Source organism: Litoreibacter sp. (assembly GCF_039974535.1).
In the GTDB taxonomy this organism is placed as follows: Bacteria; Pseudomonadota; Alphaproteobacteria; order Rhodobacterales; family Rhodobacteraceae; genus Litoreibacter.
Genome location: NZ_JBDWIU010000001.1, coordinates 169597 through 192112, shown reverse-complemented (window position 1 = coordinate 192112; position 22516 = coordinate 169597). Strand labels below are relative to the sequence as shown.

Sequence of the window (22516 nt, the reverse complement as noted above, 5' to 3'; positions counted from 1 at the left end):
TCCTAATTGCGTAAGGGATTTCTTGCGCATTAGATAAACTACCATACCAGTTAGTCAAACCCACCAAGAAGCTGAAATCATTGTTGATCGATCGACCGTATATCGGTGGGTGATCAAGTTTGGTCCTGAGATCATCAAACGAACGAAAAACATCTGCGCCGGGCAAGCGTCGATTGGCACGTCCCCTCTCGGCAAATCATTTCATGATCGATTTCCGGCTGAGCGCAAGACGCGACGCGCCAGCTGCAAAGGCCTTGAACTCAGCGCCCGAGTTTACTGAACTTCGTTTACATAGCGATAGTCATCTGACAACGCTCGATGACTGGCTGTCAGCAGAGCCTGATTTTTACTGTCAAAGCAGACATCGTCAATTACCAAGATTGGAGTCGGCCCGTCTGATGCATTCAAATCAAGCAAAGATATATCTTCAGGCCCTGCGATATCCGCGCGCAATGCCTCACGTACTGCGCGAATGCGCAATCCGTATTCGTCACGTAAGTGATTCAATAGCAGCGGAGGGACATCAGCAGCAGCGCGCGGAAAACCCGGAACAAAGTGCTCAGGGATTAAGAAGTGATCAATCATGACAGGGCGAGAGTCGTGCACCCTAACTCGGACCAGGGAAATAAGGTCAATAGATTCATCACACCGAAAACAACGGGCTTCATCTGCGCTCGCCGGGCGAATCTGGATGGATTTCATAACTGTCTGTGTATTGATCAACTCGTTTTTTGTGTTGTGTAAGCGATAGTGCTTATAAAATCGGTCAAGTGTGTGATGTGGGGTGCGGCCAGTTACAACCGTGCCAATGCGCGGCTTGCGAAGAAGAACGCCTTCTTTTGTTAAGATTTGCAATGCCTGACGTGCGGTTCCAAAAGATACGCCCAACTGGCGAGCCAGTTCTGTTTCAGCTGGAAGAATATGGCCTTCAGGCCAGGTCCCATCAAGGATCAGGTGCATAACGCGTTCCTTGACTTGCTCATACAGTGGCGTCGCATTGAGTGCTCGGCCAACGGTACCCTTGAGGTTGGATTTTGCTTTAGACGTCATCAATTTTGCGGAGCCCTAGCTTGGAATATAATATATATTTGTATGGATGAAGAGTCTAAGTCAAGTCGATCATCCTTTGCAGAATTGTCCGGTGAAGAAAATTTGAGCACATTTTAATTATTTAGTTCAATGATTTACAAATTGCTCGATATTCATTCTTGATTTACCTCAGAATTTTCTTGCTAATTTCGCGCTTCACAATTCTTATATAAGAATGAGCAAAACAGTTATCCAGATAGATGAGCATGCACTTTTGCACACGCTCGAAGAGCTTGTCGCGTTGGATAGCTCCTTTCCTCCAGGTGCGTCTTACCCAGAGATGGCGACCATGCTGGAAAGAACGACAGCACATTTAGGTGGCACCTGCACCCGCATTGATATCCCCGAGGCGCTGTGGCGGGCACAAGGTGTCCACGGTGCGCGCACAAACCTGATCGTGCGCCCTGATTTGGCACCTCAGGGTGCGCCAGAAGTCACTATTTATTTTCACGTTGATACAGCCCCTGTTGGAGATGGATGGACTCGTCCGGCATTGGAATTGACCCGAGAAGGCAACAGAGTTTATGCGCGTGGCGCGGCCGACATGAAGGGGGCCATTGCGGCGGCAATAGCGGGCCTTGCGGCACTGCGCGATGCTGGCCATCAATTTGAGTACCAACCAGTTCTTGCTTTTTGCACTGACGAGGAAGGTGGAATTTACCCTGGCATCCGCTATCTGGCCGAGCAGGATCTGGTAAGTGATGTCATCATTAATCTGAACGGCTCTGCAACCCCGCGGATTTGGGCAGGCAGCTTTGGATCTTTGGACCTTACCTTGATGTTTGAAGGCAAGGCGGCACACTCGGGACGTCCGCATTTAGGCGTAAACGCAATCGAACAGGCTTTGCCGGTACTAGACGCTCTGACCTCGCTAAAGGTCGAAGTGGAAAAGCGCGTTTCTTCCATGCCGCCACCACCCGGGTCGGGGGGCCCGCTACATGCGTTGCTTAACATTACTGCTATCCGTGGTGGCGAGAAGGGGTCAGCTTTACCCGGGCAATGTGAAATCGTTGTCAACCGCCGTTATGCCCCAGAAGAGGATGTGGCGCGTGTTCGTGCAGAGATTCACGAATGTGTAGAAGCCTCGGTTAAAAAGACAAATCTGATCGGATGGCGGATGTCAGAGACTGGACATTTGCCACCTGTGGAAAACAGCCAAGGGATGATGACGCCACGTTGGACTGCTGCAATGGCAGCAGGCCACAATGTTCCGCTGGAAGAATTTGTTGCTTACGGATCTTCTACATCGTCAGATTTCGGCTGGATCCAGCACGGAGGCCGCGGTTCGCGTGAGATCATGCTTGGCGGGTTATCGCGGCCCGATCGCAACGTACATGGCGCAGATGAATTCACAACAATGGAAGACCTACTGGGTCTCGCGCGCTCAATAGCTCTGTTTTTTGACGCGCATTTCCACACGACAACAAAGCCAAAAATACCAACTCAATCCAACCAAGGAGAATCCAAACCATGAAAGTTCAAGTGAACAGACGGCAATTGCTTAAAATGTCCGCGGCTGGTGCCGCATTGGCAGTCGGTTTTGGCGCGATGCCTGTCATGGCAGCCGAAGCAGGCGGTACATTGCGGTTGAGTGTAAACATCACACCAGGCGTGCTGAACCCGATGCTGGTTCGTGCAGCGGCTGAATATATGATGGCGGAAATGTTGTATTCAGGCCTGACATCGCTAGGCACGGACATGACGGCTCAACCTGATCTGGCCACTGAATGGTCATCAAATGAAGACGCGACCGAGTGGCGGTTTGTTCTTCGTGAGGGCGTGAAATTCTCGAATGGACAAGCGCTAACGTCAGCAGATGTTGTGGCATCGTTTGCGAAGCTACTGGATCCGGAAACCGGAGCACCAGGACGACGTAACCTTGGCCCTATCAAATCAGTTGAAGCGGATGGCGACTTCGTGGTCGTCATTACAACACAAACCCCTTTTGCGGATTTGCCAGTAGCCCTGACCTATCCAACGGCCAAGGTTGTACCTGCTGATATTATCGCAAATGACTTTGACAGCTTGGCGCAGGTTCCCGTCGGTTCTGGCCCGTTCAGGCTGCAAGAGTTCCGCGCAGATGAAATTTCGGTTCTGGTTAAGAACCCTGACTATTTCGTGGCTGGCCTGCCATATCTAGACGAAGTCCAGATCAAGACATTCCCAGATTCAGCTGGCTCTAGTGCCGCGTTGTTGGCTGGTGAGATCGACATGATGCATGATGTGCAGCCAACTGATTTCGCGCGGATTGACGCCGCCGCTGGGGTGACAGGACTGCGGACCCCATCGGGGCGTTTCCTTGATGTAGTTATGGACACAACAGTCGCCCCCTTTAACGACATTCGTGTGCGTCAGGCTTTGTCGCTATGTGTCGATCGCGAAGCGATGGTGGAATTGGTTGCGGAGGGTTACGGAACCCCAGGCAACGATAGCCCGATCAATGCAGCGTACCGCTATTTCGCCGATGCACCGTACAAAGCATACGATCCGGTACAGGCTAAGGCGTTGTTGGCCGAGGCGGGATATCCAGATGGATTGGAGCTAGAACTCGTAGCTTCGGTAAAGCCTGGGTATCGTTCGACGATGGCAGTTGTGCTGCGCGAAATGGCCAAACCAGGTGGTTTTGATATCAACGTGAAAACCATGGATCACTCGACCTACCTTGATCAGGTTTGGAAAAAGGGCAAATTCTACGTCGGCTTTTACAACATGCTGCCGACCGAAGGCATGTCGTTCAATCTGTTGTTCACTTCGGGTGCGTCATGGAACGAAACCAGATGGAACAACGCCGAATTTGACGAATATGTGCGCAAGGCGGATGAGACAACCGATACTGCAATGCGAACAGATCTTTATGCGAATGCTCAGGCCTTGATGCAGGCGGAAGTGCCTGCGCTGATCCCATGTTTCTTTGACATACTCGGCGCGCGAGCGGACTATGTTAATGGATATGATCAGCATCCGCGTGGCGCTAGTTTTGCATTCCATAAAGTTTGGATGGGCCCAGACGCGCCCCAAAAAGGCTAAGGCGAAGGGCGCTTGAACATGACTATTTACTATGTAGTGAAGCGGTTGATCTATCTTATTTTTACCGCTTTGCTGGTCTCTTTAATCGTGTTTAGCGTCACTCAGTTGTTGCCTGCAAATGCGGCGACAATGATCCTTGGCGAATACGCCACGGATGAGGCGCTCGCTGCTTTGAACAACAAACTGGGGCTGAATGATCCGGCCCCAGTACAATATCTTCGTTGGTTGTCGAATGTGGTTCAGGGCGATTTTGGCGTGTCACTGCGTACTAGCCAACCCGTTGGTCCAACCATCATGAGTGCTTTGGGGCGTTCAGCAATATTGGCTGTATTCTCACTGCTGTTGGTGTGCATTATCGCCATTCCATTGGGAGTATTGGCTGCATCCCAACGCGGGAAGTTAACCGATCTTGGGGTGTCGTTGGTCTCCTATATTGGCATTAGTCTTCCTGAATTCGTATTAGCAACTTTGTTGCTTGTTTGGCTGGCAAGTCCCTCAATCGGTTTATTTCCTGCCTCGGGCTACGTGCCATTCTCAGAAGACTTTTGGGGCGCATTGCACCACATCGCCTTGCCCGTCTTGACACTGACGATCGTACTGACAGCACATATTAGTCGAATGATCCGATCAGAGATGGTGGACACCCTTGAAACGGATTTTGTGCGTGCAGCGCGTCTGCGCGGACTGCCCAAGCGAAGGGTGCTGTTTCATCATGCACTGCGAAATTCAATGCTGCCTGCGATCACTGTGATCGCTTTAGATGTCGGATATCTGATTGGCGGCGTCATTGTGGTCGAAGAAGTTTTCGCGTTTCCCGGAGTAGGCAGGCAATTGATACTCGCGATCCAAAATCGTGATCTGCCAATGATACAGGCGGGCGCGCTAATCATGGCGTGCTCCTATGCAGTGGCCAATCTGTTGGCCGATCTGGCCTATGGTACCCTTGATAAGAGGATCAAATACTAATGCAGGCTACACTAAACACGTTGCGCGCACTCATGCGTAGCCCCCAAGGCGCTGTTGGGACTGTCTTGGTTACTCTGTTGCTGATAATTTCAATCTTTGGTCCGGTGATTGCACCGCAGGACCCTGAAGGTTTCAACTTTGGCGCACGTTTTTCAGAACCAACCTCCCAATTCTTGTTTGGGACCGATTGGTTTGGGCGCGACTTGCTAAGCCGGATTCTAGTAGGGGCGCGCTCTACTGTTCTGTTAGCCATTTTGGCAACGATCATTGGTACCGCGATCGGTGCGATGATTGGTATATTTTCGGGCTTTGTTGGCGGTTGGGTCGATGAGCTGATTATGCGAGCCGTTGACGCAATAATGGCGATCCCAGGACTGCTTCTGGCGCTAATGATCCTAACAGTCCTTGGGTCATCTAGTTTAAATGCAGTGATCGCCATCGGAATTGCCTTTGCCCCGGGGATGTCAAGGATCGCCCGTTCCACCACCTTATCCGTTCGCGAACTTGACTATGTCTCTGCGGCACGCGCACGTGGCGAAAGTAGCCTCTGGATAATTTTTGCTGAAATCCTCCCAAACATGGTTGCTCCGGTCATTGTTGAGGCAACCATTCGCGTCGCATTTGCCATTATGACACTGGCGACACTTTCGTTCTTGGGGCTTGGCGCTCAACCGCCCTCATCTGAATGGGGACTAATGATCGCAGAAGCGCGCGAACACATGTTTCGCAGCCCATGGCCCATCGTTGTTCCAGGCATTGCAATCGCACTGATTGCAATTGCGTTCAATCTATTAGGGGACGGGTTGCGTGACGTTCTTAATCCACAGGCGCAGGAATAAGACAATGACATCAACACCTGTATTAAACATTACCGACTATTCACTAACCTATAGCACACCTGCAGGGCCTATCCGCATTCTTGAAAACATCAGTCTGGAAATTGCCAAAGGCGAAGTGCTCGGCTTAGTTGGCGAAAGTGGGTCGGCAAAGTCCTCGTTGGCATTTGCTGTGATGCGCGACCTTCCAGGACGGATTGAACGGGAATCTGGATCGATCCAATTGCAAGGTGTTGATTTGACCACCTTGCAAGAGAATGAATTGACCCGCCGCCGTGGCAAGAAAATTGCAATGGTATTCCAAAACGCGGCGACAGCTCTTGATCCCACTCAATCCCTAGGCGCGCATCTGGCCGAGACTCTCAGAACACATCGCTTGAACGACTCGCAAGATATCATGGCACGGGTGCATGAGTTGTTCGAATTGGTTGGGTTGCCCGACCCAGTATTGATGGCCCAGAAATACCCCCACGAAGTCTCAGGCGGCGAAAAACAGCGAGTTGTCTTGGCAATGGCGATTTCTTGTGAGCCGGATTTGATTTTATTTGATGAACCAACATCGGCACTGGATGCGACCACCGCTGTAGGCATGTTGGATCTGTTTGCAGAAATGCAGAAGAAATTTGGCGTAGCGGGGCTGTTTATCAGCCATGACTTAGGCGTAGTTTCAGAGATCGCAGATCGCGTGGCCGTCATCTATGGGGGGCGAATTGTCGAAACGGCAGCGGTAGATGATTTGTTTGCTAATCCAAAGCATCCATATACTCGATCATTGCTGGCCAGTTTACCTCGACCATCAGACACACGAACCAAACGCGGTCTCAGGATTGATGAGGGTATTCCACCGACACGTCGCGGCGCGGTGCCAGCTTGTAATTTCTCGCATCGCTGCCCCAAGCATGACCCCGCTATTTGTGACAACAGCCGTGTTTCTCTAATGCCGCACGGCTCTGGGCAACTTGCTTGTGCGCGACCTGATGCAGTGGTGAATGAAATTCAAGCTAGCCCCTTGGAAACTTCGCAAGCAACCAATGATACGGTTCTAGAAGTTGAAAACCTCACAGTCAGGTTAGGTCGAACATCCCTTATCAGGCAATTGTTAAGGCAAGATCCTGTTCAGGTGCATGCCGTCAACAACGTGAATCTGACGCTTCACCGGGGTGAAACACTTAGTCTGGTCGGAGAAAGCGGATGTGGTAAATCCAGTCTTGCGCGTGCGCTTGTCGGTCTTGGTCCATTCGAAGGCGAGTTACGCCTTGAGGGGCGCGTGATTGAGACATTAAATGCTGAATACCGCGCCAGTGTGCAGATCATTTTCCAAAACCCTGACAGCTCGCTGAATCCTCGGCATAGGTTAGCAACGATCCTATCGCGCGCCCTTAAACTTTATCGCCCAGACATAAAGGCTGGCCAACGCGAGGGCGAAATCGTCAAGTTGATGGAGCAAGTGCGCCTGCCTGCTCACTATAAAGATCGTTATCCTCACCAACTTTCAGGTGGTGAAAAACAGAGAGTTGCGATTGCCCGCGCGATTGCTGCACAGCCCAAAGTCATTATCTGTGACGAGATCACATCGGGGCTTGATGCGGCTGTTCAGGCATCGATCGTCGCGCTGTTGCGACAGGTCCAGCAAGAAACTGGCGTGGCACTTTTGTTCATCACACATGATTTGGCGATCCTACGGCATATCGCACACCGAACAGCTGTTATGTATCTAGGTGAAATTGTCGAAACGCGCAGTGTGCAAGATCTCGATCAGAGACCCTATCACCCCTACACAGAAGCGCTGTTGTCGTCCTCAAGCACACCTGATTCAAACACGATAACGCGCCGTGTCCGACTAACCGGGGATTTGCCGGTACGAACAACCTTGTTGAAAGGATGCGGTTTCGAAAGCCGATGCCCCAGACGGATTGGAACCATCTGCCATGACAAACCTGTTCCTTTGCACCAAGTGGCGCAAGCACACACATTGAAATGCCACCACGACACAGCCGACCTCGCAAAGATCGAGCCGGTTTGGCAATACGCACAGCCACATGATTGAAACGGAGACACTATTGTGACCGGCACTGATATTCTCGACACGATCGACATTGAATCTTGCTTTGAACTACTCGCCTCGATGGTACAGCACAAAAGCTATACAGAAACCGAAGGCGAGCGGGAGCTGGCCGTGGTTATGCATGATCGCATGACACAAATGGGAATGAGTAGCGAACTACAGCCGGTTGCAGGCAAGCGGGTCAATGCCATTGGGTGTCTCAAAGGAGAAGGGGGCGGTGCAAGTCTGTTGTTCAACGGTCACCTTGATACCAACCCGGCCACAGAGGGTTGGACCGTCGATCCCTGGGGCGGCTTAATCGACGAAGAGTTCATTTACGGCATTGGGGTCTCAAATATGAAGGCGGGCGATGCGGCCTACTTTTGTGCCGTTGAAACGATCCGCAAGGCCGGGATCAAACTCAAAGGCGATGTCATCTTGAGTTTTGTAGTCGGTGAGTTGCAGGGCGGTATCGGCACGGTACGAGCGATCGAGCAGGGTCTTTGGGCAGATTACTTTATCAACTCTGAACCGACCGACCTTCAAGCGCTGACCATGCATGCAGGCTCGACGATGTTTGAGATTGAGCTAACTGGCGATACTCGCCATTTGTCCAAACGTGAGGAAGCCTGTGATGCTTTGGCTGCTGCTACTTATTTGGCTCAGCGGATCAATAATTTAACTTTTACAGGTGCGAATACACCGGATCAGATTGCCGTGAACCGCGGCCATGTTGGGTCTATGCAGGCTGGGTTAGGGCGCAATTACCATGATTGGCGCCCCCCCCAAGTGGCTGATCAGGCAAAGTTAAAGGGATCATGCCGCTATGGCCCCGGACAATCTGTTGAGACTGTTACAAATGACCTCAAACAAGTGTTAGAGGCCCTTAAATTGGAATACCCCAAACTACAAACGTCGCTTCGGATTGGTGGCCCAACACCGAACGCGTTGCAAATGCCACCCTTTGAGGTTGATCGCGACGCACGCATCGTTAAAGCGCTGAATTCAGCTTTTGAAACTGTCATGGGACATCCTCAGCCCACTGGCTCAATTCGCCCACCAGCATTCTATGGAACTGACGCAGCACATCTTGCCGGCGCGGGGATGCAGGGTGTTGTATGTGGCCCAGGAGGCGAATTTAACACCATGCCTGACGAACGGGTACGCAAACAGCAATTTCTGGATTGTGTTCGTATTTACATTCTTTGCATCATTGAGATCTGCGAAATCAAGGAGTCGTGATGCCAACCAACTGAAACGTTGGACCCTGTGTTTGTTCACATAGAAGGAGGGGCTCGATCATTTGGCTAAGCTAAATGCCTTTCACCGGTATCCTGCTCTTCGAAAACTCGTTTTTGCCAACACAGCGGAAACTCGTTTTTCTAATCCCGATGCCAATCGGTTTCAGGTTCCCACCACGGATCACAATTTACTTTGCTTTTGTGTCCCCAATGATAACTCTGACGTCTCCACAGCGCGGAATCATTTCTAAATTACAAAATAGGCACTCACCGACTGCCCCGCGGATAGATCTATTTCGAGTACCTTTTACTACTGCTATTAGCATCTTCTTGGATCTCGCCCTTGAATGTGGTTTCAGGTGAAAATCCTTGTTGCCACGAGATCGAAGAACAGCTGCACTCATAACAACAATTTTTGCTATTCGGCAACTTTTGGGTTCATAGCTGGTTCGCTTAACATGGCAATTGCCAGTATTCCGCAAAGTGTTGAAATGGCGGCGAGCAGAAGGAGTTGAGGCAGACCTGCAAATGTCAGCACAACAGATCCGAGCATTGCACCAAGACCGATGGCCGCATTGAATAGTGCTACATAGATGGCGGAAGCAGGCAAAGCGTCAGCGCCAGCTTCTTTTAGAAGCCAAGTTTGGAAACTCACAAAGATTGCGGCCACTGCGCCTCCCCAAAGAATAAACGCAACGGTGATAGTTACTGCGTTGAGGTTGCTTCCCGCGATCGCAAGAAACAAGAGCGAACCACCTGACAAAAGTAGACTCCGATGAGAATTCCCTTGAGGCTTTTGTCGATCATGGCACCAGTCAGAAAGTTCGCGGCAACTCCTGCGGCCCCGAAAGTAAACAGCATTGGAGCCACGGCCTCACTCGGAACAGTAGTACCTGTGGTCAAAAAGTGCTCAATACATGTAAAGGCCATGAAATGTACCGTAATCGCCAAAAAAGTCGCAGTGAAGATACGTCGAAAGCGACTATTTGAAGCAATGCGAGTTAGCGAACTGAAATTGACGCCTTCCACACCCGGCAGTTTAGGAAGAGCATGCCAGATTGCCGCCGCGACCAGAATAGACAGAAACGCAACGGCAGCGAATGCCATGCGCCAACCCTCGCTGGAACCAATAAGGTTTGCAAGCGGGACACCGAGAACGCTTGCGGCTGAAACGCCGCCAAAGATGATCGAAGTTGCGAGGCCTACTTTACGCGGCAGTACGATCTGTGCACCAACTGTACCGATCATGGCCCAGAAAGCCCCGTGTGCAATTGCTCCGATTACTCGGGCAGCCATCAATGCCTTGAATTGATCGGCGATTGCAGACGCTGCGGCGGACAGCCCAAGGATAAACATAAGCGTGATAAGAAGGGAGCGGCGAGGTAATTTGCTAAGGGTTGTTACCGATACCCATGCCGAGAGGGCAGCAATCCAGGCATAAAGCGTCACGATCAAACCCACCTGCGCCGGTGAGGTATTGAGGTCGTTGCCGATTTCGGACAATAAACCGATTGGAGCCAGCTCTGTAGTGACAATTGCAAAACTGCCGATGCCCAATGCGGCGATAGCCATCCAGTCACGCCACGATGCGCGTTTTGTTGAGTCTTCCATATTTTTTCTTGTTTATCTGGGATTATGACGCGGCTTCGGCGAACACTTTTTTTGCCTCAAAAATTGCATTCATCGCAGCTGGTACTCCGGCGTAAACCGCCGTCTGCAAAATAATCTCGACAATCTCTGACCGAGTAACGTCGTTGTTCATTGCTGCGCGTATGTGGAACTCAAGTTGACCAGGTGCCGTCCCCATCGCTGATAGCATCGCAACCGTCAGCATTTCTCTTGTTTTCAAATCAATCCCTTCTCGCAAAACCACATCGTGGAAGGAGAAACCCAAAAGAACTTCTGCGGCGTCCGGATGAAATTCATCGAGATTGGCTACAACACGGGGCAGTGCCCCCCGTTCAAGTCGCTCCAACAAGGCAAGTGCCTTTGTCAGTCGAATGGATCCAGCTTCGCTCATCACGCATTCACTCCCTTCATGCCTTCTGGGGTGTATCTCTCGCCTTTGATCGGCAGACGGTCGATACTGGCTTCCAGCATTATTTGATCTTCTTGCGATAAAGAGACCTGGATCGCGTCTATATTTTCTTCAAGATATTGAAGCCGTTTGGTGCCGGGTATTGGAACGATGTTTTCGCTCTTGGACATGAGCCATGCGATAGCCAGTTGTGCAGGTGTGCAGCTCTTGTATGAAGCCAGCTCTGCAATCACATCGGCTACGCGGCGATTAGTGGGAATGGCATCATCGGCAAAGCGTGGCAGGCTTGCGCGAAAATCACCGGTTTCAAACCCTTCCGAAGAATTAAAACGACCGGTCAAAAAGCCACGCCCCAATGGCGAATAAGGCACAAATCCAATGCCAAGTTCACGACAAACGGGAAGCACTTCTTCTTCTGCTTGCCGGGACCAGAGCGAATATTCGGTCTGAACCGCAGTCACGGGATGCACGGCATGAGCACGACGCAGCGTCTCGGCGCTGACTTCGCACAAACCGATATGTGCAATCTTACCTTGATGCACCAGCGCTGCCAGTCCTGCCATAGTTTCTTCTATGGGCTGTTCTGGATTTATCCGATGAACATAATAGAGATCGATCTGCTCAATCCCCAGGCGGCGCAACGAAGCATCACAGGCCTGACTGGCATAGTCTGCACTATTGTTCAGGCTACGTTTATATTCTCCTGGATTACGGACGATACCGAATTTTGTAGCTACTTTGGGTGTTTTTGTACTCTGTTTGACAAACCGCCCCAGAAGGTTTTCGTTGTGGTGGGGGCCGTACATATCCGCAGTGTCGAAGAAATCCACACCAAGCTCCACAGCGCGTGTCAAAACCTGCATCGACTCATCATCATCTCGTGGGCCGTAGAACTCGCTCATTCCCATGCATCCCAGACCGATGGCTGAAACTTGCAAGCCTTGGCCTAATGTTCTCTTTTGCATAATTCGCCTCCTTGAGTGTGCGAATTTTAATGTGACATACTCCACAAATGAAAAGGTTAGAGAATAATGACAATAGGATTTCCATAATTGGAAACCCCGCATCCCAGCGGCTTGTCTGGGATGACACAAGGGCATTTCTTGCCGTTGCCCGGCAAGGCACCCTTAGCGCGGCGGCAATTAAGATGAATATCGGCATCGCAACGCTGTCACGTCACATCGACCGATTGGAAGACGCGCTGAAGGTGCCCTTATTCATCCGGCACCAGACAGGATATCAACTCACTGAAGATGGCGCTGATCTCGTGCACAAAGCCGAAACGATGGAGGCTGCAGCATTGGCTTTTGCAACGGGTGCAAATGAACAGGCCGCTATGACGGGAAAGATCCGGTTGGCGACGGCCGAAAATTTGGCAACCAATCTCATCCTACCTGCCTTGCCCACATTTCGTTCTCGTTACCCTGATTTGTTGGTCGAAGTCGTGACAGATATCAATACCGCCAACCTGCACCGTCGCGATGCGGACCTTGCCGTACGTATGGTGAAGCCTGAACGGGGGAATGTAACACTTCGTAAATTGGGTATGCTCGGCTATGGGCTATACGCCAGTTCGGATTATGTTGAGACTCGAAAGGCTCGTCCGAACACTGGAAGCTATGATGGCGACGACATGATCGCCTGGGGAGATGAACAGTCTCATCTACCAGCGGCGAATTGGATCGAACGTGTGCTAAGGGGGCGGCAACCTGCCATAACGACGACGTCTCTCTCAACACAAATTGCGGCAACCAAAGCCGGTCTTGGATTGTCGATATTACCACACTTTCTAGCGGCTGACGCTAATCTTGTCTGTGTCGAACCGGACGTTGGCGTAGATCAACCAATCTATCTTGTGATTCAATCTGACCTTGCACAATCCCGTCGCACGCGTGCGCTTGCCGACTTCTTAGTTGAGCTTGTGGTAAAAAACCGCTCTCGATTAAGCGGCTGACTTTTCCTGTTTTAGGAAATTTGGCAATTTTTTGCTCTTAAATTTTCCATTTTTGGAAAACATATTCTCAGTATTAGCCAATGATTTCGCACTTTGGAGGTGATTACCATGATTGTGCAATCAGAGCCTGTACGGAAATATGAACCCCATTTTCGCCCTCCGGCACCTCTCCGATGGATTGCAAGAAACTGACATAAGGAGAAACAAGATGTCCACTCAATTTTTGTTAATTTCCCGACTTCCCGTGAAACCGGGCACTGCAAACAACCTCGTTTCTATCATACCCAAGGAACCAAACAGCCGGATATTCACGGCGATAGATGGTGACGAAATCGTTGTTCTTCGTAAACTTTCAGTCAGATCAAAGCGATGTTGAACCTCCCCAAACACGTCTTACCTGATCCTGTGCCCTTATTGTGTGGCCAGGGTCTGTCAAGCGATGACATTGCAGATCTGCTTGAGCAAATTGAAGATCTTGGGGCGCTCAAAGAGCATTGGGACACTAGCCGTCTACGCGACAATCCAACCCGCGCGACCCCTTCCCTGTAGCACAAACGAGAGGCCTGCAACACTCTTGTCAGTTCTCCAGTGCAAACTGGCGAAGACAAATTCCGCGTCGATATCTGCATTGATCAAAACTGTGAGCTGATGAGGGATCGCCAAGCCGGGCAGCATATATAAGGGATGGTCTTGGTAGAAGCGTCACGGTAGGCTTTTCTTGCCATTTCCGGAAAATCTTTCCCATGGAAGACGTTGAGAAAAACTATTTTTCCATCAATGAATTAGCGACAATTTTCAATCGATGCCCATATCCGGCACCCATTTAGGGATCGCCATACTGGTGAACTCAGTTCCGTTGTCCGAGACTATTGTGATTGAGGCACCGCGCTCAGCAATGCTGCGATCCAGTTCTCGAACGACACGATGATCTGACAGTGATGTGTCCGCGACCAGCACCAAGTTCTCACGGCTGAAGTCTTCGACATCCGCCAAAATGCGGAAGCGACGCCCCTCTGTCAGCGCATCAGATACGACATCCGTTGGTTTGGGCGATCTGGAGCACCATGGGTTTCCTTGTGCTCAAGTGCCTCTGCGGCGCACCTGAAGCTTCTCTTCGGTATAAATGCGCCTCACCTTTTTGTGGTTCATCTCAAAACCTTCCCGGGCAATCATTACATGGATGCGGCGGCAACAAAATCGACGCCGCTCTCGGGAAACTCGCTTGATCGCATCCCGCAGTTCGGCACCATCAAGACGACGCGATAGATTCCGCACTGTTGACCGATCAATCTGCAGCACACCACGCGCCCGCCGCTGGCTGACCTGATGAACACCCATCAGATGCGGCACAGCTTACCGCTTTAGGGCGGACGTCACCATTTTTTTGAATTGATACCTCGCAACATAGCCTTGTCCAACAATTGTTCTGCCAGAAGCTTCTTTGGCTTGTCATTCTTGTCTTCCAAGGCCCGCAGCCGCTTCGCATCAGACGGCTCCATGCCGCCCTACTTAGATTTGTACCGGTAGACGTCGCAGAGCTGATCCGGCGCCGCCAACATACATCAACAGTCTTCTCACCAGCTTCCTGCTACTTGATTATTGCAATGATCTGTTCATCCGTAAATCTTGCTTTCATTTGTCCGTCCTTTTGTTGGGCCACTCTACACAAATTTGGAGAAGGTTTAGGGGCTCAGGTCAGACATTTCTCAGGAATACTAACCGTGGATGCCTATCAATCGAGCAGGTAAGGCCGCGTGTTTCAGCAGGAAACCGCGTAGGAGACAGGTTTTGAGTTAAGACTATTCACCAACTGCATCTGAAAAGGGTAAGTTGTTTGTCTAGTTATACCTACATTGGTGGGCTGATTAATGACGTACTATAGATACTATTCAATCAAAATGTGCCTCAGCGATCTGCTAGGTCTTTGAAACAGAACATATTCAGAGGTTGAAAGATGTCGGCAATTGAAATTGCAGAGCTAACAGAAGGTAGTATTTTAGATCAATTTTTATTGGGGCGAAATCAAGATGAACTGACATCACAAGATCTCTCTAAGGCGTTGAAAGATTTAAGAGATCGCTACGAAGTGCGTGATTTACTTGCACACTACAAACAAAATGACCGATTGGCTCAAATCGCGAACCGGAGCTATCATCACTCCAATGGCTTTGACAAAATAGTGCTTGAAGAAACCGGGTTTCTCGCATTGAGGCTGCATGTTTGGTGGAAAGGATTTTCGAATATTGATAGCGATATTCATAATCATAATTTCGATTTTGCATCATGGATCATACTGGGTCGCATGCAAAATACGTTGTTCACGGAAGCTGAAAATGGGCTAGCGCGAACACGCTATCGATACGATATCGATGGTTCGCTTGAATATTCGATGCAACCTGAATGTGACGTTCACCTCAAAATCCAATTCATAAGCGAACACGCTGTGCATAGCATCTACTCAATCGACCATAGTGTTGTTCACTCAGGCGATCCCAATATTGTAGAACCGACCTCAACACTTGTTTTACAACGCTCGCGTCCTGAAATGTCTAATCTTATCTATCGTGCAGAGGAAAAGGCACAGGAGAGTGATGTAGATGCTGTCAGTTGTAGCTCTTTCACTTCGAAAGAAGTTGCCGAGAAACTTAATCGTCTTGATAGGATGGTCGCCGGTGAGGTTGGCTAGTTCGCAACGTCAAAGCATGTGTCTACATATTTTGAAATGTGTTCGTAGACCGCATCGATATCGCGCTCGCCCGCATTGATTAGCGCGGTCAAATATAGTGCCTCAGTCATCGCACCGCTTAGCATTGCATCGGGCTGGGCCCAATCTGGAAAAACACGCTGAATAGTTTGAAACCGTGGATCGTCGGATACGCGACGGCCGCGAAGCGCTACATAATTTATCATCGCGTTTGCCGGCACATTGTCTCGATCCGTTAAAATAGGACGAAGTCGGTTTAGGTTGAAGGGTTTATCGTCAACAAGTGTTGTGCAAAATCCAGACGTTATAACGTGTGCTTTATAGTGGCTAAGATCGACAATCCGTGCGCGAAGTGGTTCAAGACTTGCATCTGCTGTGAGCTGAATATTTGTAGGGTATAGCGTAAAGGGAGCTTCGATGTTCAGCATTTGCCCCAAATTGTCGATATGTTCTTCTGACAACTTCAGGAGTTTCCCACCTTGACGCATGCGAATTTTACCATCTTCCCACGCAGTGCAGATAGATGTTGAAAACCCGCAGCTTGTCATGCCATGCGCTTCAAGTACTTCTTGGATTTGACTTTTCACTTCTTCAACAATGGTGTCTGCTTGGGGTAGTTCGTTGTTACCGTCGGGTCTGACATGGCTGTCGCGTAAGAGATTTGCGATGGGTAGTTGGGCCCCAAAGTCGCTGAGGCCATCAAATTGAAGATCCACGATGCCAAGCAACGGAACGCAGGAAACGTCGAGGCACAACATTTCGAACAGTCGATTGAGGATATGTTGGTTTATCACCTCAACAATGGCCAGATGAAGGAAAAGCAAGCCGCTATCGTCTTTGCCTGTTCCAGGCACCTTCCCTGGTCCAACGCCGCAACCCTTGATTTCTATACTAAAGGTACGTTTGGGGTGGCCGGTGGAGACTTCAAAGATTGCGGCACGCCCATAGCGCGGCGCGCGATATCCGATAGCACTTTCGCCACTCATTTTTTTTGATGGCAGGTGCTGCTCTACAGACATCACACTGCCTGTGCGGGTCAATAGTGCGATCATCTTCTCTTTGGAAGTCTTAAGCGAAACGTCATGCATCTTTTTTTTAACTGCTTCGCAGTCAACGTATACAAGATTTGTATCCTTTAGTATTTCATGAGGCTGCGCGACCAAATCATAACCTGATGCCGATCGCATGTCAGAGATGGTATTCAATGGCATATCTAAGATACCCAATTTTGGTAAGTTATACTTGTTCGATTGATTCTTGATAGAAAGTATAGCAAGTCGAAAATCATGTAAGCTAATTTTGAATAAGAATTGGCGTTTTGATGCCGCAATATGAATGTACTACAGCAAAGTATTGCCGATCATATTTTTGAAAAATTATCCAACATACATATTTTAACAAATTACTATTCAGCAATTTTCAGCTTACTGGTTTAGCGAATTTGGGTGAGTACAAACTTTTAGCAGTAATCAGCTAAGAAAATCATGGTGAATTATTTCACTTGACTCGTCACCAATTGAAATGTTCGAGAGATCGGTGAAGTCACTTCATGACACAATTGAACTTATCACCTGTAATTCAATATGTTACGTATACCACCTCCTAGATTTGAGAAACTTAGGTGAGCTCCAATAACTTAGTTCATTGTGGTAACAGTTTTGGCAATATCTTGCCGACAGAATTTTAAGAAATTATACTTTATTAGATATTTGACGCCATTGCTCTTGAATTTCTAGATTTGACAAGAGTAGCAAAACACACAATCGTTAAGGCTCGATCAACGTAATCAAAAAAAGGAGTAAGTTATGACTAACGATCAAAAAACGACTTTCGATGTTGCGAAAAATGACATCACGATGAATGTTGAGACAAAGACCGAAGCAACACGTGAAATGTCATTTGATGAGATCCGCCTCGTTGCTGGTGGAGCTGAAGGCTCTGTTTCATCGTCCTCTCCCTATTCGTAAATAAAAATGGGGTTAGTCATTTTTTGTACTAACCCCTTCGATACTCTGCGTTATTCATGCTATGGGATTTTTGATTTGTCGTTCAATCACCTCAAGTGCAATCCTAAATGCAAGAGATGTGCTGCGGCGGGAATTTCTGCATGAAAATTTGGCCTAAATCGTTTTCCTTTCGGCATCTGCGTCAACTTGACCAAATGAGTTGTGGCCCGACTTGTTTGCGAATGATAGCAACCTATTACGGTCGTGTTTTAGATGTTGAAGAAGCCGACAGTTTGACAAATAAATCCCGTACTGGTGTGACGCTTTCGTCGATTGTTACAGGCGCTAAATCCATCGGATTAGAAGCGCGTGTTTTATTGTGTGACGTGACCGAGCTAAGACAAAATAGATGCCCATCGCTTTTGCATTGGCGCGATAATCATTTCGTCATTTGTCGTCCCACACGGAGGGGCGATTTTTTGATCAATGATCCTGCAAGTAGAGCAGAAATTCGCCTAGATGAAAAAGCCCTGCGTGAACACTGGGTAAGGGGTGGGCATAGTCAAACACAAGGCGTGGCTGCTTTCTTTACGCCTATACCTCATAAGTTCAAGCCGTTTTACGAACCTGTTAGTCTGCGCGATCATTTAAGGCCAGTTGTCCAGATTGCTGCCGTGCATCGCACGAGACTAATATGGATCACCACATTCTTGGTGTTGGGAACAATCCTCTCGCTGTCAGTGCCTGTTTTGTCCCGTGAGATGATCCGCTTTGGGTTGGCGGAGAATGCACTAGGTATTGTAGGCGCGTTGTTTATTGCACAGGCGTTGGCAGTTACAGCACAACTGATGTTAGAGTATGTAAGGACCACACGTTCCCTACATGTCGCTGCTGAAATTGGACGCAGCATCTTAACTGATTTTTTCAGAACATTTCTTGGGTCTCCCCTCACCAGGGTAGAGAATAAGAATACCGGAGACTTCATCAGCCGGGTCTCGGATCAAAATAAGATACGCTTGTTTATTGGTACCTATGCCATGTCAGCTGTTTTTGATGCGATATTGATTGTTGGGCTTTCAGTTTTCATTTTTATCTTTGCTGGATCTGTTTTTTGGGCGTTCCTGTTGGGATTGATGCTCGGACTCATATGGTTTGTTACGACAATGGGCCCAGTTTCGCGAACGACTTATGCGCGGCTTAGTGCAAAGTCGAAAACACGCAGTATCGAATACGAGATGATTGAGGGTTTCAAAGACCTTAAAATCGCAAATGCGTCGTCCCACATCTTGCAGGAGTGGGACAAGCGCCAAGCCACGTTAAACCAATTCGAAAATGACATAGCACTTGCAGAAAGCCGTCAACGCACGGGCACATTGATGATCTTTGGTTTGACGACTTTGTTTTCGAACTATCAAATGATTATTGGCGTCGCAGATGGTCGCTTTGGTTTTGGTGACTTGATCGCGATTAATATCGCAATCTCGTTTTGTGCGCAGTCACTTCTGAATATTGTGAATTTTGTTCAACGCGGCGAAGAGGCGTGGCAAAGTCTTTTTCGCCTGACGGCTGGACATGTTGCAGCCCCCGTCGACGATCCATCAGCGTCCGCATTAGTACCGTCACCGCATTATTGCGCGCTGAAGTTGCGAAACATGTCATTCCGATATCCCGGTATGTCGGATGAGTGGGTTTTGGAAAATATTTCGTTGACTGTCGAGCCGCGTCAAACGCTAGCGATAGTGGGGGAAAGCGGTTCTGGCAAGACAACGCTTCTCCACGTTCTGATGCATTTATACACCCCAACACAGGGTACCATTCAGGTTGGTCACCGCACGTTGGATACAACCGCCGCAGATCTGTGGCGAAGCACCTGTGGCGCTGTACAGCAGGATGGTTTTTTGTTTTCGGACACGATCCGCAACAATGTGACAATGTCCTTCGGTCAGGTTGAGGAGGACGAAGCACAGATAACGGAAGCAATAGAGACAGCTTGTTTGACAAAGTTTGTTACACAGCTTCCTTTCGGGCTTGATACAATGATGGGGCGCGAAGGTCTGGTCCCATCCGGTGGGCAGATACAACGTATCTTATTGGCGCGTGCTATTTACGGTCGGCCTCGTTTTCTTTTTCTGGACGAAGCTACCAGTTCGCTTGATGCATCGACTGAAAAACAGATCGTAAGGAATCTGGCAGAGCGTTCACCGGATACAGCAAAAATTATTGTCGCCCACCGACTATCTACAGTTGTGAATGCGGACTGGATTTTGATGTTGCGTGACGGCCGCGTAGTCGAAGAAGGACAACATGCCGAACTGCTTCGCAATCAATCTCATTACCACAGGTTGATTTCGGATCAACTTCAGATTGCGGTTTGAACATTATGGTTCGGTTCAGTCAGAAACCTAGCAAGGGCAGCTCGGAGCGGTGCAACTATCGTGAAATCATTTGCACCCAAGCCCAAGTAAGTTTGCGCGACGTAATCAGTGGTCATAATTCGCTGCGTCGTTTCAATGTCGTACTCTGCTTGCGCAAACGGTTCTTCCGGAAGAGCATTCAACTGAGCAAAGAGATCGCTCTTGGGCCATTCAAAGGTAACGAGCATGTTGTCGAATGGCATCAAATCATAAAGTGCACCTTCAGTCAGTATGTCGGTAGGCAACAGATCGCGAAATACGTTCAGGTTCAAGATAACACGATGATTAGGGTGCTGCATTTGAAGTGCAGTCAACACATTTTGCAAAAAGACTTGCCGCTCTTTACGCGCGCGCGAAAAGGTCGAGGCGAGTGGGCCGATTTCCTTTTCAGCAAAAGCCACCGCTTGTGCCAGTCCAACACGCAGATCATTCAAAGCCGGGGCGCACGCAATCGTAGGATCCGGGGCAAAGTCAAACGACAGCGCCGTCACGCCATCCACCCCCAATGTCAAATATCCTATCCCACCACCCATCTCTGGTGCCTTAACAACCAGCGTTTTGCCGATCCATTCGCTAACTGCATCAGAATGACAGTGGCCAGACAAGATGACATCGAAGTCGGTGATGTCTCTCGCAAGAGCGATATCTTGGTTGTAGCCGCAATGACTAAGCAACAGAAGCTGGTTTGCCCCTGCCTGCCGTGCGGCCCTAATTGCGTGGGGCAGACGATCAAGAGGATCGACAAAGCGAAAGCCAGCACGTTCTTGGATTGGTGTTGCATTGAATGCTTGCCGTCCAATAATACCGATCACGCCCAATCGAATGTCTCCGCGCTCGATCATCTGCCAAGGTGCGGGATTACCCAGTTCATGGACAACATTGCAGCAAACTGCGCGTGGAGAACCGATGCATTGCCCGAATCCATGATTACCGGGGCAAAGGGTGTCGAATATGTCTTCCTGCAGCCGTTCGAAAATTGCGGGTCCGAGTGCGTCCAGTACAAAACTCTCACCAAGAAAGTCGCCAGAATCAAATATCACCGCGCCTCCGTTGCGGGCGACAACAAGGTGATTGATAACCGGAAATGCACTCAAAAACTGTGCATGGAAATCGGTTATGAACGCGATTTTCATGTTTCAGGTCAGCAGTATATTTTTGATAGTCTCGGTCGCAGGGCATGCGGGCTTGATCTTGTCCATACAGCGACGGATATCCGCTGTATGTTCAAGAATACCGATAAGTTCTGCGTTCAGATCGGAGGCTATGAATACGTCCTGCTGCAACCATTGGGTAACTCCCAAACGATCGAAATACTTGCAGTTTTCGATCTGATCACCTCGGCTGACGGACAAGGGGAGCGGGATGGCAAGGTGTGGTGTGCCAGTCAAGATCAGTTCCCACAAGGAGTTGGAACCAGCCCGACAAATCGCGACATCTGCTTGTTTGATTTGATTGGTCAAATTCATGACGTATTCATGCTGCTCGTATCCGGCAGTTCCGTCAAATTTAGAATCCGTCTTTCCCTGTCCACACACGTGGAACACGTTGAAATTTGGCAAAATAGTGGGAAGATCGGCGCGCAGCTTTTCGTTGATTGCGACGGCCCCTTGACCGCCACCATACACCAACAAAAGCGGTTTTTCGTTTTTTGGCGGATCGATGGGCCCGTTCAATTCTGGTGGCATAATAGGCCCAGAAGCGACAGCCTTTTTGTACTGATTGACGGTTTCAGTAAATGTACAGGTAAGGTGCGTCGCGAAGGGCAAACACACTCGATTTGCCAAACCGATGCTAAGATCACACGCATGGATGATGATGTTTGTCACGCCACACATCCGGGCAGCAAGGATTACAGGGACGCTTGCGAAACCGCCCGAAGAAAAAACACCGTCGGGACGCAGCTTGCGCATCAATTTGCGGGTCTCGCGGACACCAAGCAAAGTTTTGCCCGCCGCCGAAATAGCAGACATTTTACGCGTACGGTTGAATTTGCCGGTCGCAACCGCGTGGAACGGAATGTCATAATGCGTACAGAGCTTTTCCTCGATCGATGCATGCGAACCGATGAACGTTACCGTATGCCCAAGGTCACGCATAAAGTTCGCAACGCGCAGGCTGGGCAATGCATGTCCCGAAGATCCGCCGCCCGCAAATACGATATTCGCCATACTTCGCTTCCCTTTCACCAAAATGCCTGCCTTCATCGCTTTCTACCGGAGGCTGTGACTATTGAAAAGCGAAGCTGCGCGGTATTTTG

19 protein-coding genes and 1 pseudogene are annotated in these 22516 nt (G+C 49.5%); 10 read left to right on the top strand and 10 right to left on the bottom strand.

What is annotated here, in order from left to right; translation table 11 throughout:
* Nucleotides 1–273: 273 nt before the first annotated feature.
* On the bottom strand, nt 274–1050 hold the full coding sequence (locus tag ABJN86_RS00895) for a GntR family transcriptional regulator (RefSeq protein ID WP_348362688.1): 777 nt from the start codon (nt 1048–1050) through the stop codon (nt 274–276).
* A 214-nt stretch (nt 1051–1264) separates the two neighbouring features.
* Here ABJN86_RS00895 and ABJN86_RS00890 point away from each other — a divergent pair, with 214 nt between their 5' ends.
* The 6 genes from ABJN86_RS00890 to ABJN86_RS00865 are packed head-to-tail and all read left to right on the top strand — an operon-like array spanning nt 1265 to nt 9204.
* Nucleotides 1265–2563, top strand: a complete 1299-nt coding sequence (locus ABJN86_RS00890) for a M20/M25/M40 family metallo-hydrolase (RefSeq protein WP_348362690.1) — start codon at nt 1265–1267, stop codon at nt 2561–2563.
* Nucleotides 2560–4116, top strand: coding sequence for an ABC transporter substrate-binding protein (locus tag ABJN86_RS00885; protein WP_348362691.1), 1557 nt, complete (start codon nt 2560–2562; stop codon nt 4114–4116). The genes ABJN86_RS00890 and ABJN86_RS00885 overlap by 4 nt, the downstream gene beginning before the upstream one ends.
* Nucleotides 4117–4134: 18 nt before the next feature.
* A complete protein-coding gene (locus tag ABJN86_RS00880) occupies nt 4135–5082 on the top strand; it encodes an ABC transporter permease (RefSeq protein WP_348362693.1) in 948 nt (315 codons plus the stop codon).
* Nucleotides 5082–5921: an ABC transporter permease gene (locus tag ABJN86_RS00875; protein WP_348362694.1), complete on the top strand. Its 840-nt coding sequence runs from the start codon at nt 5082–5084 to the stop codon at nt 5919–5921. Before ABJN86_RS00880 ends, ABJN86_RS00875 begins: the two co-directional genes overlap by 1 nt.
* 4 nt (nt 5922–5925) lie before the next feature.
* Nucleotides 5926–7965, top strand: coding sequence for an ABC transporter ATP-binding protein (locus ABJN86_RS00870; protein ID WP_348362696.1), 2040 nt, complete (start codon nt 5926–5928; stop codon nt 7963–7965).
* A gap of 15 nt (nt 7966–7980) precedes the next feature.
* Entirely contained in the window at nt 7981–9204 is a 1224-nt protein-coding gene (locus ABJN86_RS00865; protein WP_348362698.1) for a M20/M25/M40 family metallo-hydrolase, read from the top strand.
* Nucleotides 9205–9621: 417 nt separating this feature from the next.
* Here ABJN86_RS00865 and ABJN86_RS00860 read toward each other — a convergent pair whose 3' ends face one another.
* Genes ABJN86_RS00860 through ABJN86_RS00845 form a run of 4 tightly spaced genes read right to left on the bottom strand, consistent with a single transcriptional unit; the run spans nt 9622 to nt 12206 of the window.
* Complete coding sequence (locus ABJN86_RS00860; RefSeq protein WP_348362700.1) at nt 9622–9948, bottom strand: hypothetical protein; 327 nt, start codon at nt 9946–9948, stop codon at nt 9622–9624.
* Complete coding sequence (locus ABJN86_RS00855) at nt 9909–10814, bottom strand: MFS transporter (RefSeq protein ID WP_348362701.1); 906 nt, start codon at nt 10812–10814, stop codon at nt 9909–9911. Before ABJN86_RS00855 ends, ABJN86_RS00860 begins: the two co-directional genes overlap by 40 nt.
* Nucleotides 10815–10836: 22 nt before the next feature.
* Nucleotides 10837–11223, bottom strand: coding sequence for a carboxymuconolactone decarboxylase family protein (locus tag ABJN86_RS00850; protein WP_348362942.1), 387 nt, complete (start codon nt 11221–11223; stop codon nt 10837–10839).
* Entirely contained in the window at nt 11223–12206 is a 984-nt protein-coding gene (locus ABJN86_RS00845; protein ID WP_348362703.1) for an aldo/keto reductase, read from the bottom strand. Before ABJN86_RS00845 ends, ABJN86_RS00850 begins: the two co-directional genes overlap by 1 nt.
* 47 nt (nt 12207–12253) lie before the next feature.
* Here ABJN86_RS00845 and ABJN86_RS00840 point away from each other — a divergent pair, with 47 nt between their 5' ends.
* The gene (locus ABJN86_RS00840; protein WP_348362705.1) at nt 12254–13195 is read left to right on the top strand and encodes a LysR family transcriptional regulator; all 942 of its coding nucleotides are present in this window, start codon (nt 12254–12256) and stop codon (nt 13193–13195) included.
* 795 nt (nt 13196–13990) lie between these two features.
* Here the strand turns inward: ABJN86_RS00840 and ABJN86_RS00835 are convergent.
* Nucleotides 13991–14224, bottom strand: a pseudogene (locus tag ABJN86_RS00835) (transposase family protein); the annotation flags it as partial.
* Nucleotides 14225–14275: 51 nt separating this feature from the next.
* The gene (locus ABJN86_RS00830) at nt 14276–14545 is read right to left on the bottom strand and encodes an IS3 family transposase (protein WP_348362706.1); all 270 of its coding nucleotides are present in this window, start codon (nt 14543–14545) and stop codon (nt 14276–14278) included.
* A gap of 604 nt (nt 14546–15149) precedes the next feature.
* On the opposite strand from ABJN86_RS00830, the gene ABJN86_RS00825 reads away from it, so the two are divergent.
* Entirely contained in the window at nt 15150–15881 is a 732-nt protein-coding gene (locus ABJN86_RS00825; RefSeq protein WP_348362708.1) for a hypothetical protein, read from the top strand.
* On the opposite strand, the gene ABJN86_RS00820 is transcribed toward ABJN86_RS00825, so the two are convergent.
* Entirely contained in the window at nt 15878–17110 is a 1233-nt protein-coding gene (locus tag ABJN86_RS00820; RefSeq protein ID WP_348362710.1) for a hypothetical protein, read from the bottom strand. The two genes, ABJN86_RS00825 and ABJN86_RS00820, sit on opposite strands and share 4 nt — an antisense overlap.
* 594 nt (nt 17111–17704) lie before the next feature.
* Between ABJN86_RS00820 and ABJN86_RS00815 the strand changes: the two genes are divergently transcribed.
* Both ABJN86_RS00815 and ABJN86_RS00810 read left to right on the top strand, forming a co-directional pair.
* The gene (locus tag ABJN86_RS00815) at nt 17705–17866 is read left to right on the top strand and encodes a hypothetical protein (protein WP_348362712.1); all 162 of its coding nucleotides are present in this window, start codon (nt 17705–17707) and stop codon (nt 17864–17866) included.
* A gap of 140 nt (nt 17867–18006) precedes the next feature.
* Complete coding sequence (locus ABJN86_RS00810) at nt 18007–20220, top strand: peptidase domain-containing ABC transporter (protein WP_348362714.1); 2214 nt, start codon at nt 18007–18009, stop codon at nt 20218–20220.
* On the opposite strand, the gene ABJN86_RS00805 is transcribed toward ABJN86_RS00810, so the two are convergent.
* Together ABJN86_RS00805 and ABJN86_RS00800 are read right to left on the bottom strand one after the other, a co-directional pair.
* Entirely contained in the window at nt 20205–21392 is a 1188-nt protein-coding gene (locus ABJN86_RS00805; RefSeq protein WP_348362715.1) for a hypothetical protein, read from the bottom strand. The two genes, ABJN86_RS00810 and ABJN86_RS00805, sit on opposite strands and share 16 nt — an antisense overlap.
* A 3-nt stretch (nt 21393–21395) precedes the next feature.
* A complete protein-coding gene (locus ABJN86_RS00800; protein ID WP_348431824.1) occupies nt 21396–22427 on the bottom strand; it encodes a glycosyltransferase in 1032 nt (343 codons plus the stop codon).
* Nucleotides 22428–22516: the final 89 nt, after the last annotated feature.